The sequence below is a fragment of the Bacillus sp. SG20033 genome, from assembly GCF_044570195.1.
GTDB lineage: Bacteria > Bacillota > Bacilli > Bacillales > Bacillaceae > Bacillus > Bacillus subtilis.
Map to the genome: position 1 here is coordinate 655531 of NZ_CP172606.1, position 16940 is coordinate 672470.

A 16940-nucleotide genomic window follows, 5' to 3' on the forward strand; every position below is an offset into this window, starting at 1 on the left:
TAAAATTTTTAATATTCAATGTTGTATTTATGGCAAAAAGTAATATACTGAGACTGTAATCTAGACTTTATAAATGAGTGTGATAATATGCGTAGTCATTCTGTAGTTTGTATTGGGGAATTGTTGATTGATTTCTTTTGTACCGATGTTGACGTTGATTTAATGGAAGGGCGCCAATTCCTGAAAAGTGCCGGCGGGGCACCGGCGAATGTGTCGGCAGCAATTGCCAAGCTGGGCGGAGACGCCGCTTTCAGCGGAAAAGTAGGAAAGGATCCGTTTGGGTATTTTCTGAAGCAAACATTGGACGCTGTACATGTCGATACCTCTATGCTGGTGATGGATGAGAAAGCGCCTACAACGCTTGCTTTTGTTTCATTAAAACAAAATGGAGAGCGCGACTTTGTTTTTAATAGAGGCGCGGACGCTTTGTTTACGCTGGAGGATATTGACCAGGAAAAACTAGACGAAGCGAAAATCCTTCATTTCGGCTCTGCGACGGCACTGTTATCGGATCCGTTTTGCTCAGCCTATTTACGGCTGATGTCGATTGCGAAAGACAATGGACAGTTTATTTCGTTTGACCCTAACTACCGTGAAGATTTATGGAGGGGAAGAGTCTCAGAGTTTGTAAGTGTTGCGAAAAAAGCGATCGCTGTAAGTGATTTTGTGAAAGTCAGTGACGAGGAACTTGAGATTATCAGCGGTGTGAAGGATCATGAAAAGGGAGTTGCGATCCTTCATGAGATCGGAGCCAACATTGTCGCTGTGACACTTGGGAAAAGCGGAACGCTTCTTTCCAATGGAAAAGACCGTGAAATCATTCCAAGCATTCCGGTGACATCAATTGACTCAACAGGGGCGGGAGATGCTTTTGTCGGTGCGGCTTTATATCAATTGGCAAACACGGATCAGATTCAATCTGTAGATGCTGATTTTGTGAAACTGCGTGAGATTGTGGCGTTTGCCAATAAGGTCGGAGCTCTTGTGTGCACTAAAATTGGAGCGATTGATGCACTGCCGAGCTTGGATGAGATCGAAGTTTCTTTGTAAATCATTGAAGATGTTTCTTGAAAGTCTTTGGACTTTTGGGGGCATCTTTTTTTATTGCTTACATTTTTGTTCAGGTAAAAAGTTGTATATTTTTTGTTTGAAATGTCATTTTTTATTAAAAAAGTGAAACTTTTAACGATAATAAATAGTATATGTAACAAGGGTTACCGAATTAGCTTTAGGAGGAACGATATAATGAGTATAATTGGAAGATTTAAAGATATTATGTCTGCGAATATCAATGCTTTATTGGACAAGGCTGAAAATCCGGAGAAAATGGTAGATCAATATTTAAGAAATATGAATAGCGATTTGGCTAAGGTTAAGGCAGAAACAGCAGCTGTTATGGCTGAGGAGCAGAGAGCAAAAAGAGAATATCACGAATGCCAGGCGGATATGGAAAAGATGGAAAGCTATGCAATGAAGGCGCTGCAAGCCGGGAATGAGAGCGATGCGAGAAAATTTCTTGAAAGAAAAACATCTTTGGAGTCAAAGCTTTCTGAGCTGCAGGCGGCGAATCAAATTGCTGCAACCAATGCCGCACAGATGAGAAAGATGCATGACAAATTGGTATCTGACATTGGAGAGCTGGAAGCACGCAAAAATATGATCAAGGCGAAGTGGGCAGTAGCGAAAACGCAAGAAAGAATGAACAAACTGGGCGCTTCTGTTTCAAGTACAAGCCAATCAATGTCTGCATTCGGCCGAATGGAGGACAAAGTAAATAAGGCACTTGATCAGGCCAATGCAATGGCTGAACTGAACAGCGCTCCGCAGGATGATATGGCTGATCTGACTGCAAAGTATGACACTGGCGGTTCAAGCCAGGTTGATGATGAACTTGCGGCGTTAAAAGCGAAAATGATGCTCGATAAGTAATACATAGGAGGCCGCAGCTTTCGGCTGCGGCGTCATTTTATCATAAGATGTGAGAGGGAACGGTAATGATAATATCTTATAAGTGTCCGAACTGCGGCAGTGATATGGCATTTGACAGTGAAACCGGCTCGTTATCCTGCGGCAGCTGCGGAAGACAGGACAATATTGAAAGCCTTCCGAAAGAAAACATTGCGGCACGGTTTTCTGATGATGAAGCAAAAGAATATCAATGTGAAAACTGCGGTGCCGTTTTGATCACGGAAGCTGAAACGACAGCAACGACGTGCAGCTTCTGCGGAGGTGCTGCAATACTTGCCGATCGTTTATCAGGACATTTGGCGCCGGCGAAGGTCATTCCATTTACAATCAGTAAACAAGAAGCGGAGCAGGCATTTCGAAAGTGGTGCAAAAAAGGCCTTCTGACACCAAGAGGTTTCATGTCTGCCGATCGCATTAAAAGCATCACCGGCATGTATATTCCGTTTTGGATGTTTGATTTAAATAGTGAAGTACAGGTGAGAGCAAACTGTACCAGAGTCCATCAATATGAAGAAGGAGATTATATTTGCACGGAAACAGAGCACTTTGAAGCGTTTCGTGATATCAATCTCGATTATTTGAAAATCCCTGTCGATGCCTCTGAAAAAATGAAAGACGAATTAATGGACAAATTGGAGCCTTATTCATACGAAGAGCTGAAGGACTTTCAAACGGCATATTTGGCCGGTTATATTGCGGAAAAGTACAATTATACCGATGAGGAGCTTTTTCCGAGGGCAAAAGAGAAAATCAGCAGTTATATAGATTCATACATCCATTCTACTTTTTCCGGATATACGTCAGTCAATGTGAGGGACAAACATATTCACACGAAAAACGTGAACAGCTTTTACGTTTTGCTTCCCGTTTGGATGGTCAGTTACGATTATGAAAGAGCGGAGCATATCTTTGCGATGAACGGGCAAACAGGAAAGGTTGTGGGAAAGCCGCCGATCAGTCGAGGAAAAGTGGCAGCATGGTTTAGCGGAATAGCAGGCGGGACATTTCTTGCGTTGAAGCTCGTCTCATTGATGATGGGAGGCGGATTTTGATGCGGGGATTTTTAGGGAAAGCGATCTTTGGTGTGCTGGCTGTCTTCATCATGATGCCTTTACTGGGTATCGAAGCGGCAAGAGCCTCTGAATCGCAGCAGCATGTGTACGATCGCGCTCATCTATTGTCAAAAGCGGAGATCGGAAAACTTGAATCTCTCTCGGCAGAGCTGGGTGCAAAGAGAGACACTGATTTCATCATTATTACGACCAAAAGCACAAACGGTGAAGATATTGCTGACTATACCGGCGATTTTTATGATCGTTACGGAAAAGGCAGTACAGCCATTCTGACCATTGATATGACAAACAGAGAAGTGTTTATCGCAGGCTTCAAAAAAGCCGAACAGTATTTGGACAACAGCAGGCTCAATAGCATCAGAAATACGATTTCATCTGATTTATCCAATGAAAATTATTTTAAAGCTTTTGAGACATATATTCAGCTTTCCTATAAAGATATGGGCATAAAACCGGGAGTAAACCCCGACAACATATTCTTTACATGGTGGTTTCAGCTGATTGCTGCCATCGCAGTCGGGGGAATTGCGGTTTCAATCATGCTTTATCATGCAGGCGGCAAAGTAACGGTTAATGGAAATACATATATGGATCAGCGTACGTCTGATGTGATTGATCAATACGACACTTATATTAGAACGACTGTAACAAGAGAAAGAAAACCATCAGATAAAGACAGCGGCAGCGATGGCGGTGTTACGAAAGGCGGTACGTCATACAGTGGGAGCCGGGGCAGTTTTTAAATGTAAGAAATAGAGAAAGGGAGAGGCGTAATGTCGTTTTTCAGAAATCAATTAGCGAATGTAGTAGAGTGGGAAGAATTTAGAGATGATATGATTTTTTATAAATGGAACAATCGTGAAATCAAAAAAGGGAGCCGTTTAATCATTCGTCCCGGACAGGATGCTGTCTTTTTGAACAATGGGCGGGTTGAAGGAGTCTTTCAAGATGATGGCGATTATGATATTGAATCAGAAATTATTCCATTCCTTTCAACGTTAAAGGGCTTTAAGTTTGGGTTTAACAGCGGCATGCGAGCTGAGGTGCTGTTTGTCAATACGAAGGAATTTACCGTAAGATGGGGAACAAAACAGGCGATAAATATTCCGGCAGCGGGAATGCCAGGCGGGATGCCCATTCGCGCAAACGGCACATTTAATTTCAAGGTGCAGGACTATATCAGCCTGATTGATAAAATCGCTGGCGTGAAAGATCAATATTTTGTAGAGGATATTAAAACCCGTATCATTTCTATTCTGGATCAGCTTCTCATGAAGTGGATCACAAGAGAAGGGAAAGATATGTTTAATCTTCAAGCAAACGCTTTTGATATTGCCAAGGGAATTCAAGAGGACTTAGATATGCAATTAATAAGCGACGGGATGACGGTCACTGGTTTTCAAATCATGAGCTTTAATTACCCTCAAGAGGTTCAAGATATGATTACAAAGAACGCTTCCTACGGTATGGTTGGGGATGTGAACAGATACCAGCAAATATCAATGACGGATGGAATGGCATCCGGAAAGATGAGCGGAGGCGGAGCGGCTTCGGATATGGCTGGAATGATGATGGGAATGAATATGGCCAATCAGATGATGAACCAAATGAATCAGAATCAGCAGGCACAGTCATCAGGCCCACAGTCAACTGGCAGCGGAAGCAAACCGAATTTCTGTCCAAACTGCGGAACAAAAACGGGCGAAGCCAATTTTTGTCCGAATTGCGGACAGAAGCTTGTGTAAGACTCATACAGTGAAAAGTCCGGAGTGATCAGCACTCGGGACTTTTTTATTTAGGAGAATAAGCGTTACCTATTGCTTGCTCCTGAACAGGCCATTTTCGAGCCCCCGCTTGGATAATTCCCAGCAGCAATTGACGACGTTCCTTTATTGAATTGACGGCAATTTGAAATGTTTGCTTTGATAAAGCCGGTATGCCTGATTGTTGAAGCTTTGAGATGTCTGGTTCCGGCGGCGCTTGTTCTGCAGGATGGATATAGGCAGTATGAACGGTATCTAGATAGTTTTTGATACTTGAGCGCGCTTCTTTGATATGAAGCTGATTCGGCTGATATTGTTCAGGAATTCCGTATTTGAAAATGGTTAGAGCCTCATCCAATACAGCAACAGCTATAATGGATGATTCCTGATGCTGCGTGCTGTGGTAAAAATGAAGGATGGGGAAGGCGTTATGCTGAGCGGTCAGCTTTCCCAGTTCTGATGAAGCAGCGACAAGAAGAAAATCAATGTCGTGAAAATCTTTGCCATTCCATGCATTATGGACGATTTCTGTTCCGTCATGCCCTAGACTTAATACACTTTGGGCAAAGGAGCGTTTTTGATTAACCGCACTCAAGACGGAAATCAAATACGTGACAGAAAACGTGATGGTAAGCAGTCCTTGAGCTGTTTCAATAATCGTGACAAGCTTCCATAGGCCTCCGTTCGGAGCGAGGTCGCCATTTCCTAATGTAAACATGACATAGCCGGAAAAATAAATTCGGTCTGACCAGGAAGCCGGTTCTTTTGATTGAGTTTCCATAAGTGAGTGAGGGTCACTCGAGTAAATCAAAACCCACCCGCTCCAAAATAGACTGATCCATATCACTAACGTCAGGCATAACAGCAGTGGACCTGCCATACTTAGAATCTTTGCGTGGTCACCGCTGATTTTGCGACAGCCTTTCCACAGCCAGGCAGACAGACATCTTGTGATCGGGCCGGCACCGCTCTCTAACCATAACGTGGTCCATAAAAAATCAATCATCCCCGCTGTCAATAATAAAAGGCCTGCAATGATATAACCCTCATTCATTTTGGTTGCCTCCCTTAAGTCAGCCTTCTTTTATTTTCTTCTCTATTTCCTTTTATCCTGAGTCTGAAACAATTGAACGAATGTTTGATTTTACAGAGAAAAATAGGTGGGAGTTACCCAACACTTACTCATTTTTCGATATGAACAGAAAATCACAGGATTTTTGACTTGATTCACACATTTTCATGAAGAAAAACGTTCATTTTCCCCTTGAATTGGTGATTTTCCTTTTATAGAGTAAAAAATTTTCAGAAATTTATATTGACTGAAAGCGTTTTTATAATTATGATAATATCAGATATAACAAAAATGTCACTATAACATCACTATAATTGAACTATTAAGTGACTAATAAATACCAATGAACGAGGTTATGCACAAAGAAATGACCATTGTTCTTTTAGTGAGAAATGAAATCGCTTCCATTGGGACTGACATGCTAAGAAGAAGGGAAGGTTATGAGGTTATTGGATAAAAACATGAACAACTATTTTCTGAAGCCTGCTTACGAAATGTGAGGAAGGCAGCAGCCCTGGAATAAGTTTTTGACATACGCATTTTGAAAAAGACTGGGGGAAACAGTATGAATAAACAAGGCAATCAAATGTCATTTTTACGTACAATTATTTTAGTCTCCACTTTCGGCGGGCTTCTTTTTGGCTATGATACCGGTGTGCTCAATGGAGCTTTGCCGTATATGGGAGAGCCGGATCAGCTTAATCTCAATGCCTTCACAGAGGGTCTTGTCACCAGTTCACTTCTTTTTGGAGCGGCACTGGGTGCTGTGTTTGGCGGCAGGATGTCTGATTTTAACGGCCGCCGCAAAAATATTTTGTTCCTCGCTGTTATATTTTTTATTTCAACGATCGGGTGTACGTTTGCACCAAATGTTACGGTCATGATTATTTCCCGTTTTGTGCTCGGTATTGCGGTCGGGGGTGCATCCGTAACGGTGCCTGCCTATTTAGCAGAGATGTCTCCTGTGGAAAGCAGGGGACGGATGGTGACGCAGAACGAATTGATGATTGTATCAGGACAGCTTTTGGCCTTTGTTTTTAATGCGATCCTTGGCACAACAATGGGAGACAACTCTCATGTGTGGAGGTTTATGCTGGTCATTGCGTCACTTCCAGCCGTGTTCCTGTTTTTCGGCATGATCAGAATGCCCGAGAGTCCCCGCTGGCTTGTTTCTAAAGGAAGAAAAGAAGATGCTTTGCGTGTATTGAAAAAAATCAGAGACGAAAAGCGGGCAGCAGCTGAGCTGCAAGAAATCGAATTCGCTTTCAAAAAAGAAGATCAGCTTGAAAAAGCGACGTTTAAAGATCTTTCGGTCCCATGGGTGCGCCGTATTGTGTTTATTGGATTAGGGATTGCGATTGTACAGCAAATTACAGGTGTGAATTCGATTATGTATTATGGGACTGAAATTCTAAGAAATTCCGGTTTCCAAACGGAAGCCGCTTTAATCGGAAATATTGCGAATGGCGTGATTTCGGTATTGGCAACATTCGTCGGAATCTGGCTGCTGGGAAGAGTGGGGCGCCGGCCGATGCTGATGACAGGCTTGATCGGTACGACAACAGCGTTATTGCTAATCGGGATATTCTCACTTGTACTTGAAGGATCACCGGCACTTCCATATGTAGTCCTGTCATTAATGGTCACATTCCTTGCTTTTCAGCAGGGGGCCATTTCACCAGTGACTTGGCTGATGTTATCTGAAATTTTCCCGCTTCGCCTTCGCGGACTGGGAATGGGTGTTACGGTATTCTGTCTGTGGATGGTGAATTTTGCAGTCAGTTTCACGTTTCCGATATTGCTGGCAGCCATCGGGCTGTCCACAACGTTCTTTATCTTTGTTGGATTAGGAATTTGCTCTGTTCTATTTGTGAAGAAGTTTTTACCGGAAACGAAAGGACTTTCGCTTGAGCAGCTGGAGGAAAACTTCCGCGCTTATGATCACGGCGGGGCGAAGAAGGATTCTGGGGCTGAAGTGATTGGATAATTAAAAAAAGAATCCGCACCCGAGTGCGGATTCTTTTTGGTTCCAAATTAGTTAGGTCTGACAAGGATTTTAACTTGGTTTTTCTCTTTTATAAGAGCCCCGAAGCCTTCCTCGATCAAATCATCTAGTACGATTTTTTTCGTTACGAGTTTGTCAGCTGAGAAATAGCCTTCTTTCATTAATGACAGTACAGCCGGGAAGATGTCGCGGTATCCGATAATTCCTTTTACTGAACGTTCTTTGATCACGATATCGTTCGGATGGATTTCAGCACCTTTTTCCCAAATACTGACGATGACGGTTTCACCGGCAATTGTAGTGGACTGGATGGCTTGTCGTAACACCACTGGGACACCAGTGACTTCAAATGCTACGTCAACACCGCCTCCTGTACGTTCTGCAATCTCAGCGACTACATCGTCTGTTTTAGACGGATCAACGATGATCGCGCCAAGCTCCTCGGCTTTTTGCTGGCGTTCAGGAGAAAGCTCAACAGCGTAAATATCAGTTGCACCGGCAGCCTTCAACGCTTCAATGACAAGAAGTCCGATCGGGCCGCAGCCGAATACAGCCGCTTTGTCGCCTGCTTTGAGTTTGCTTGAGCGGACAGCGTATAGAGCAACTGCAGAAGGTTCAACGAGCGCGCCTTGTTCATATGATAATTCATCAGGAAGTTTGAACAAAAGCTCTTCATCTACAGAGACGTATTCAGAGAAACCGCCGCCTCCGCCGGCTAAGCCGAGGAATCCCATTTGTTCATCAAGGTTGTAGGCGCCTTGGTGGCCGTGTGTAGCAAAAATCGGCTCGACTACGACGCGGTCTCCAACTTTATAATTTTCAACGCCTTCTCCGACTTCGACAACTTCACCGGAGAATTCATGTCCCATTGTGACAGGTGCCGTTTCATTTGTTAATGGGTGCGGTTTGTCAACCGGAATAAAGATCGGGCCGCCTAGATATTCGTGTAAATCACTTCCGCAGATGCCGCACCATTTGACTTTGATCTTTACTTTTCCCGGCTCCGTTTTTGGCTCTTCGATATGTTCAATACGGATATCCTTTTGGTTATGCCATCTTGCTGCCTTCATGGATTACCACTCCTATAACTTTTGATGTGAGTAATTCCGCACCGGTCAATATGAACTGTTCACAAAATCGCCATTTTTAAAACCAAAAAAGAAATGAAATTTTTATATAATATAATCTACGTTTTTTTGAAAAAAGAAACTTTGAAGAAAAAAGGGTCTCGCACACTCTTTTTTCTTTATATGAGAGTATCAATCGTTTACATAGCTATGAATTTGGTTTGAACAATACGGTAATGGTTCGTTCATATTGAATGCGACAACTACTCTATCAATAATTATAACGCTAATACTGCTATTATAATAGGATAATCTTCCATGGTTTATTTTAGCAGAGGTAACTTTTTTGACTTTGTAACATTACTGTAAGGATATTGAAATAAAAAATAGCTGGTTGATCGTGTATAATCTTCCTAGATGTTAACAAACAGGGGGACGAAATGTTGAAGAAAGTCATTTTAGCCGCTTTTATCTTAGTAGGAAGTACTTTGGGAGCTTTTAGTTTTTCATCAGATGCCAGTGCGAAACATGTGAACGGAAATATTACTTGGTATAATGGAGTCGGGAAAAAAGGCTCTTCAGGTAAGAAACTTGGACATTGGGATTGTGCGACCAAAATCGGATTTGATGTTCCTAGAAACGGGACAAAAATCAGAGCTTATGCAAAAGCGAAGCCTAAAAAGGTGATTACGGTTTATAAAAATGATGTTGGCAGAATGCCTAATGCAGTGCTGGATGTTAGCCCTAAAGCGTTTAAAGCGCTTGGATATCCATTAAGCAAAGGTAAAGTAGCGGGGCATTACAGCTATTAGTGTACATATATAATCTGGAAAGCAAGAAGTCACATTCTTGCTTTTTCTATTGGTGGAGATAAAAGATGAAAAAAAGAATCATATTATTGTTAGCAGTGATAATAGCGGCAGCTGCCGCGGGGGTTGCGTTTTATGTTACAAAGGATAAAGGCCATGAGAAGGCTGCTGATGTTTCAGTCAATACCGAAAGCGGTGATGAGCTGCTGGTTTCAATTACAGATACGGATCTGCTGACAAAGTATTATGAAAATGACAAGGTGATGCATGAGGAGAAGCTGACCAGCTATCCGGCATTTGCCTTGGATCAAAAACAGCAGGTGCTCTATTATACGGGCAATAATGAACAGAATGAAATGAGGCTTTTTAAATTGGATCTGAAGTCTCATAAAAAAACGATGCTTTATAAAGGCGCGGAGAGTGCGGACAGTTTATTTTTATCAAAGGACCGTTCAACCATCTATTTCCGCTTAGGAAAAGCGGACGAAAGCAATTTTCGGATCGCCGCTTTTGATCTGAAGACGAAAAAGTATAAAAATCTTTATCCTGCCGCTAATGATCAGGATGACACCGTCAGCAGCTTCTTTTATAACCAAAAAAACGATTCATTTGCATTGCTTCATTATTCTGTAGAAGAAGACTACAAGAAAACAGATGAAGCAAACGAAAAGGGCATCGACCCTGAACCGACAACGATTCATTTTGCGGAAGGCCGTCAAAATAAATTTAATGAGCTGAAAAGCCTAAACCAATTTATCAGCGATATTGCTGTTTCTGATGATGATAAACGTATTTTATTCACATCATATACGCAAAAAGGAACGGAGCAAACCGCTTCTATTCAGATGCTCAATGCGGATACGAAAAAGTATGAAAACATCATCTCAAATCAAAAATCATTTAAGCTGTTAATTGACGCACAGCCGCAGTTCTCTAAGGATGGGAAGAACATTTATTTTCTTGCCGAAGCCAAGGGGGCTAAAAAACTGAAGGATGAAACAGGGCGTGAAGCTAAGGTGCGGACGATTTATTCCTATAGCCTTGAAAATAAGACCTTCAAAAAAGTATGGGAAAATCCGAACGGCATCATCAACAGCTTTTCTGTGATTAACTAATAAAAACCACTCGGCATGAGCTGAGTGGCTTTTTTAATGGATGAGGTGCAGAGCTAATGATCCGAGCCATTTAAAGATATGAATCAGAGGTACCGACAAAAACAGAAGTTCAACATATGAGTTCATTGCAACATTCAGCTTTTTGAACGCAGCTCTTTTTTTCAAGTCTTTTTGCTGCTGGTTTGAGATCACGTTATCACTCCTCTCATATCCATATTATACCATTAAAACAGACAAAAAAGCCCTAAACGTTTACAGTTTTGGGCTTCTTTCTTCGTATTTGGCCTCTTGCAATGAGAGGCTTTTATTCTGAAATATAGAATTTTGTCTCCGTTCGGGGTTTGTTTGCTTGCAGGAGACTGCATTTGTTATAGGGAAGAACTAGCTTGTTTTCGTTTGGCTGTTGTTTTGGAGATTCACTAATGAACGGATGCCGTCGACCATTTTACTTCCGCATAAAGGGCACAATGGCGTATCACTGCTGGCGAAGTTTTTTCGGGTCCAGCCATTACAGTCTTCTTTTGTGCATTCCCAAGTACTCACATCTTCTTTTGGCAGCGGTTCTTGATTTCGTTTGTTATAGTAAGACATAAAGTCACTTCTTCCCTCATGTATTTTACTGCACACTTCTTATTGTCTCATACTTTTCCCTAATCTCCTAATTCCTTTTTCTTTATGACTTTCCAATAACCCCATCTAAAAAGGAGAGGAGTGTGCTGTTAAAAGCATCTGGCTCTTCTAAAAACGGGCAATGGCTGCTTTTAGGAAAGGTAACGAGTGTCGCGTTTGGAATATTGCTGCGCAAGTGTTCCCCAGCTGCTGTAGAGAAAAATTTCTTGTCTTCCCCGAAGCACAGCAATGTCGGCACATTGATGTTTTGGAGGGTGCCCCGGTAATCAGCGGCCGTTTGGTTAAATAAAATCGTGCTAGAAATGGCAGCCGGCTGTTTGAGGATTTCTGCCAGCATCCATTCTGTTTCGGTCTCGGCAGGCGGTTCTGCGAACATATTCTGGATGAAGCTTTCGTAGAAAGGCAGCGGGTCAGTTTGAATGGCGTGCATCGCTGTTTTTAAGCCGTCAAAATCAAATGGACCATGTTCCCAGCCCTCCCATTGATAGTCCGAAGCGGATTGATCGATGATCACAGCGGCTTGAATGTTATCATTCCCAAACTGATTGAGATAATCCCATACGACAAAAGCGCCCATTGACCAGCCGGCAAGAACGACATGGTCAAGCTCTATTGCATTTAGAAATTCCCTTATGTCACGGGCATATTGGGAAATGGTGTGGCCGTGAAGCACTTTGTCAGATTCGCCGTGTCCTCTAAGATCAAGACGAATACATTGATAATTGGCAGAAAGCGCCGAAAATTGTTTGTGGAAAAATTGTCCGCTCATCAGCACCCCATGTATAAACAGGATCGGCGTCCCGCTCCCGTGTGTTTCATAGTAAAGGCGTGTCTGATCTTCTAATGTGATGTATGGCATGTTTCTCCTCCTTTAGTTTCCATCATGAGTATGGCTGGCTGCTGTTGAGCTGATGATGGCAGCTGTCGCGGCTGCCTGCTGCGCTTGAATGACTGTTTCGATAGCGGTGTATAGTCCTGATTCCATCAGCAGATTTTTCTCCATATGCTCACTGAGATAGAGGCTGACAGCAATTTTAAAATTCATTTCCTTTTGCCATTTAAAAGCTTTTTCCTGGTTTAATTCGTCAGTGATGCACAAAACCGTTTTGATATCTGGCTCTTCCAGAAATGTGAGGAGAGCAAGGTCTGGATAATGATAATCCTTTGGTTTTTTGACAGATTCAGTGATCGATTGATATATCTGTTTGCAAGCGGAAACAAGCATTTCGGGCTCTTTTTCACTTTGCAAGGCCAGAATATGGCTGACCTGATGTAAGTACTGTCCTTTTTTAAAGCCGTTGGCTGCCAGCAGCTGATAGCATGTTTCCGCCTTCTGTAGCGCCTGCAAACCTTTTTCGTTTTCTCCAAGCAGTATGGCAAGCGGAACATTCTGAGTTGAAGTGAGGAAATAATGATTTTTCTTCATCTGCTGATAAACAGCTAGCCCCATGTTCATCTGTTCTTTTTGGTTTGTCGTTTCAGATTTGCCGGTGAGCAAGATCAGAGCGGAAAGGTATGTGAACATATCCCGCTTATACCCTAGCTTCACCATTTCATTGTATACATCGATGAAAGTATGAAATGTTTGTTTTGCCTCATGCTGAAAATGAATGTCCAGAATAGATGCAACAGTAAAGCGGTGGTGTGAATTGAGTGTTGAGAAGCTACCGATGTTTGATTTGATATAGCTGCTCAAATCATAAAAGCGCTGAAAATCAAACTCTCTTTTATTCACAATATATGCAGAAGAAATGAGCATTAATATCTGATCGTGTGAAACTTTCCATTTTAATTTTGATTTTAATTCAGCATAAATGGAAATGTATTGCTTTGTTTTTTCATGTAGATCGTGTGTGAGCATAAAAAGCAGCTCCTTTTTGTTGTTTTTACGTAATACGATAAATAGGGCCAAAGGTTTCATAAAGAAAAAACTTGCCTGCTAGAGGCAAGTTTGTCGGGTTATTTATGGGGATCAGTTATATCCATCGGTCTCATCATGTCATAGTCTTCATGCTCTAGAATATGGCAATGCCATACGTATCGTCCGCTGTACGGACCGAATGTCGCCGCGATTCTCAGGACTTCACCTGCATGCGCTTGAATGGTGTCTTTCCAGCCCTTTTCACTTGGCGGCGGCGGGACAGCCGGACCGGTATAGGACAATTCCCCGCTCTCTTGATAACGGGCGATATCAAACGGCCGCCGGTCTAATACACGGAAGGAGACTAGATGCAGGTGGATCGGATGTGTTCCGCGTGTCGGGTTGATAATGGACCATATTTCAGTTGTGCCGACTTTTGGTGCTTCTGTGACGGGATCGTGCCAGCGTTTGTTATTAAGCAGAAGGACGGGTCTGCCGTATTCGTCCTGGGTGCCTGCCAGTTTTAGCGTTCTGATGTTTTGTATTCTTTCATGCTGTACTGAAGGGTATGAGGCGAGGTACTTCGGCTTTCTGCTTTCGTCTTTTTGTGCCAATGGTTTTGTGACTCTGAATTGCATGATATTCGCATCTGTTTCAGGATTGACGTCACCGCCGCAGCCCGCGCTGTTTGCCAAAATGATCGATTCTCCTTCATATGCTGTGAAGTCAATGATGATATCGTAACGTTCAGCAGGCGCAAGGCTGAAAGAATTCAGTTTAACAGATCGCGGCAGGAGACCTCCATCTGAACCAATCTGAATAAACTCTCCGCCATTATCGAGTGACAGGTTATAGGTTCTTGTATTGGAGGCGTTGATGACACGGAATCGGTATTTCCTTGGCTCGACCTCCAAGTATGGCCATACCTTCCCGTTGACGAGTATGGTTTCTCCGCAAAAAGCCGGAACGATTGAAGGATTAGGCAGTGACGGAGAAGGGTTTTCCGGTGCGCTCGGATAAAACAAAGAACCATCCTCATTGATCGTGCGGTCTGTGATAAGAAGCGGCACATCGTATTCGTCTGAAGGCAGTTTTAAGCGTTTTTCCTTTGGGTCATGAATGATATAAGCACCGACAAGTCCGGCATAGACATTTAGCCTGGTGAGCGCCATGGCGTGATCGTGATACCACAATATAGCCCCGCGCTGCTGGTTTGGATAATGATAAACCTCTCTTTTGAAATAAGGTCCTGTTTGTTCAAAGTCTTTGGAAAACCAAGCCTCCGGATACCCGTCACTATCATCTGGCGTGACGCCGCCGTGTAAATGAACAACAGTCTTTACCTCGGGCTCTTCATGCTGGCTGTCACTGTGATGAATGGTGTGATCAATCGGAAGGAAATGCGTGGAAGGAAGGTTATTCATCCATTTTACATATACGTTTTCATTTCTTTTAACCTCAATGGTCGGCCCCGGAAATAAGCCGTTGTAGCCCCACAGGCGGGTCGGGGGGAGATCGCGATGGAGCTGATGAGTGCATTCCTCCATGGTGACTTCGTAGTATGTTTTTTCTTTTGATTGCTGTACTGGCTTTAGTGTATCTGGGATTGGGAGAGCATCCACAAATTTTTCAAGTGTCATTTTCATCTGTCCTTATCTAAATTTTCCAAATTGGTACTATAGTTAATGACAATAAGGACGTGATGGTTACAAAAAATCTTCGTGCTACAAACCGCCCGAAGAAGAAAATAACAAAATCCTAAACGGCAGGCCGTTTAGGATTTGATCAGCATTAAGGCAGGATATCGGGCTGCTGCTGTGTGACTGGATTGGCAGCCGCTTTCTCGCTCACCTTGCGTTTTCTGAACACAAGGTAAGAAATCAGAACGATTCCCGTGATGACGCCTGTCAGAAGCAGCTCGTCTCTCATGGAATCAATAAACGCCATGGACACTAAAATTCCGCAAATGGCGATGATGGTCAAGTAGGTTAGGAAAGGGAAGAGCCACATTTTGATCTTCAATGCTTCTGGGTTTGTTTTTTCGAGTTTTTTCCGCATTTTCAGCTGGGAAACAGCGATGACAAGATAGACGAGTAAAGCGATTGCGCCTGATGAGTTGACTAAGAATAAAAAGACGGTATCCGGTGAAAAATAGTTCATTACGACCGCGATATAAGAGAAAAATGTCCCGGCCACAATGGCTTGTACGGGAACGCCTTTTTTGCTCAATTTCATAAAACGGCGCGGCGCTTCGTTTCTTTCTGCAAGTGAATACAGCATTCTGGATGTGGTGTATAAACCTGAATTCAGGCAAGAGAGTACGGCTGTGAGGACGATAAAGTTCATGATCTGTGCGGCTGCCGGCACTCCTATATGCTCAAGTACAGCGACGAAAGGGCTTTCTAAAATATTTGCTGAATTCCATGGCAACAGCGCCACGACAATGGCGATTGAGCCCACGTAAAAGACGATGATGCGCCATACAACGGATCTGGTGGCTTTTGTCACAGATTCGATCGGGTTGGATGTTTCCCCTGCTGCAATGGCAACGATTTCAGTTCCCATAAAAGAGAAGATGACAACGACAATGCCGAGTAATACGGAGCTGATGCCTTCCGGGAAAAATCCGCCTTTTCCTGTAAGATTCGATAAACCGACTGGCTCACTGCCCGGTGCAAAGCCAAAAATAAAGGCAAAACCAACGATTAGAAAAGCAATGATAGTCACAACTTTAATGAGGGAGAACCAATATTCAAACTCACCGAAAGACTTAACGGAGTAGACGTTTGTCAGGGTGAGCACAATGGTCAAGATCAAACTTGTCAGCCACAGCGGAATATCATGGAACCAGTATTGAATAATGCCAGCACCGGCAATGGCTTCGATCGCGATGACGATCACCCAGAAAAACCAGTACAGCCAGCCGATTGTAAATCCTGCCCACGGTCCAATGGCGTCGTGAGCGTATTGAGAAAACGATCCGCTCGTCGGGTTTACGGCAGACATCTCACCGAGCATTCTCATAATAAAAATCACCAATAAACCGGCTAACGCGTAAGAAACAATGGCACCCGGACCGGTCGAGTGAATCACTGAACCGCTGCTACAAATAGGCCGGCTCCGATTACACCGGCAATCGAAATCATTGTCATATGGCGGGTCTTTAATTCCTTTTTTAATCCTGATTGAGACTGGTTCATAAGTTACCTCCTTTTAAAATGCAATCATTACTGAATATTATGATAATTGAAACTTTATCATAAATATACAGTTTGTCGAAAATTCGTGTGAGAAAATATAACGTTTTATTTCAAATTTGCAGTATTTTGTTTGCGTTTTCAGCGAATGTGTGGAAAAAATGTTTCGTTTTTTATTCGCTATATGATTTTGTGTAATATTTACAATTCGATAGAATGCGAGAAGCGCTGGTGTCATTGGGTTTGATGGGCTTTTTGGCGGAGCAAATAAATTGGATGAGAGAAAAAGTGTTCCATCGTCACTATTTTTCTGTGGCGGGTGAATCATGTTTCTGTAGACCCACTGCGGTTCAGCTTTGTAAGATAATAATAGGAAAACG

16 protein-coding genes and 1 pseudogene are annotated in these 16940 nt (G+C 42.9%); 8 read left to right on the plus strand and 9 right to left on the minus strand.

Translation table 11 applies throughout. The annotated features are described in order from the left end of the window. The first annotated feature begins 87 nt into the window (after positions 1–87). The 5 genes from ACFVP7_RS03435 (at position 88) to ACFVP7_RS03455 (ending at position 4786) form a co-directional block, all read left to right on the plus strand. On the plus strand, positions 88–1050 hold the full coding sequence (locus ACFVP7_RS03435) for a carbohydrate kinase (protein ID WP_396582979.1): 963 nt from the start codon (positions 88–90) through the stop codon (positions 1048–1050). A gap of 195 nt (positions 1051–1245) precedes the next feature. Continuing rightward, complete coding sequence (locus ACFVP7_RS03440) at positions 1246–1929, plus strand: PspA/IM30 family protein (protein WP_072173431.1); 684 nt, start codon at positions 1246–1248, stop codon at positions 1927–1929. A gap of 65 nt (positions 1930–1994) precedes the next feature. After that, positions 1995–3020, plus strand: coding sequence for a TFIIB-type zinc ribbon-containing protein (locus ACFVP7_RS03445; protein WP_041336778.1), 1026 nt, complete (start codon positions 1995–1997; stop codon positions 3018–3020). After that, a complete protein-coding gene (locus ACFVP7_RS03450; RefSeq protein WP_086343525.1) occupies positions 3020–3784 on the plus strand; it encodes a YgcG family protein in 765 nt (254 codons plus the stop codon). Before ACFVP7_RS03445 ends, ACFVP7_RS03450 begins: the two co-directional genes overlap by 1 nt. Positions 3785–3814: 30 nt before the next feature. Beyond that, positions 3815–4786 carry an SPFH domain-containing protein gene (locus ACFVP7_RS03455; RefSeq protein ID WP_003234032.1) on the plus strand — a complete coding sequence of 324 codons (972 nt, stop codon included), beginning with the start codon at positions 3815–3817 and terminating at the stop codon, positions 4784–4786. Between the two features lie 46 nt (positions 4787–4832). On the opposite strand, the gene ACFVP7_RS03460 is transcribed toward ACFVP7_RS03455, so the two are convergent. After that, positions 4833–5858 (minus strand): potassium channel family protein, encoded by a 1026-nt coding sequence (locus tag ACFVP7_RS03460; protein WP_338732556.1) that lies wholly within the window; start codon positions 5856–5858, stop codon positions 4833–4835. Positions 5859–6441: 583 nt separating this feature from the next. Between ACFVP7_RS03460 and iolT the strand changes: the two genes are divergently transcribed. After that, entirely contained in the window at positions 6442–7863 is a 1422-nt protein-coding gene (iolT, locus tag ACFVP7_RS03465; protein ID WP_338732558.1) for a myo-inositol transporter IolT, read from the plus strand. Positions 7864–7910: 47 nt separating this feature from the next. Here iolT and bdhA read toward each other — a convergent pair whose 3' ends face one another. Continuing rightward, positions 7911–8951, minus strand: coding sequence for a (R,R)-butanediol dehydrogenase (gene bdhA / locus ACFVP7_RS03470; RefSeq protein WP_029946299.1), 1041 nt, complete (start codon positions 8949–8951; stop codon positions 7911–7913). Positions 8952–9388: 437 nt separating this feature from the next. Between bdhA and walM the strand changes: the two genes are divergently transcribed. Beyond that, positions 9389–9760, plus strand: coding sequence for a cell wall metabolism protein WalM (walM, locus tag ACFVP7_RS03475; RefSeq protein ID WP_003234013.1), 372 nt, complete (start codon positions 9389–9391; stop codon positions 9758–9760). A gap of 65 nt (positions 9761–9825) precedes the next feature. After that, positions 9826–10872, plus strand: coding sequence for a hypothetical protein (locus tag ACFVP7_RS03480; RefSeq protein WP_338732561.1), 1047 nt, complete (start codon positions 9826–9828; stop codon positions 10870–10872). Between the two features lie 33 nt (positions 10873–10905). Here ACFVP7_RS03480 and ACFVP7_RS03485 read toward each other — a convergent pair whose 3' ends face one another. From ACFVP7_RS03485 to ACFVP7_RS03515, 7 genes and pseudogenes are all read right to left on the minus strand, one after another. After that, the gene (locus ACFVP7_RS03485) at positions 10906–11064 is read right to left on the minus strand and encodes a hypothetical protein (protein ID WP_003243985.1); all 159 of its coding nucleotides are present in this window, start codon (positions 11062–11064) and stop codon (positions 10906–10908) included. A gap of 189 nt (positions 11065–11253) precedes the next feature. Continuing rightward, the gene (locus ACFVP7_RS03490) at positions 11254–11463 is read right to left on the minus strand and encodes a cold-shock protein (RefSeq protein WP_003234008.1); all 210 of its coding nucleotides are present in this window, start codon (positions 11461–11463) and stop codon (positions 11254–11256) included. An 82-nt stretch (positions 11464–11545) separates the two neighbouring features. After that, a complete protein-coding gene (locus ACFVP7_RS03495; RefSeq protein WP_305091045.1) occupies positions 11546–12361 on the minus strand; it encodes an alpha/beta fold hydrolase in 816 nt (271 codons plus the stop codon). Between the two features lie 12 nt (positions 12362–12373). Continuing rightward, the gene (locus ACFVP7_RS03500; protein ID WP_338732568.1) at positions 12374–13363 is read right to left on the minus strand and encodes a DUF4003 domain-containing protein; all 990 of its coding nucleotides are present in this window, start codon (positions 13361–13363) and stop codon (positions 12374–12376) included. 98 nt (positions 13364–13461) lie between these two features. Then, entirely contained in the window at positions 13462–15003 is a 1542-nt protein-coding gene (gene cotA, locus ACFVP7_RS03505) for an outer spore coat copper-dependent laccase CotA (protein ID WP_014479048.1), read from the minus strand. 151 nt (positions 15004–15154) lie between these two features. Further along, positions 15155–16563, minus strand: a pseudogene (gabP, locus tag ACFVP7_RS03510) (GABA permease). Positions 16564–16600: 37 nt separating this feature from the next. Next, positions 16601–16888 (minus strand): hypothetical protein, encoded by a 288-nt coding sequence (locus ACFVP7_RS03515; protein WP_338732573.1) that lies wholly within the window; start codon positions 16886–16888, stop codon positions 16601–16603. Between the last annotated feature and the right edge of the window lie 52 nt (positions 16889–16940).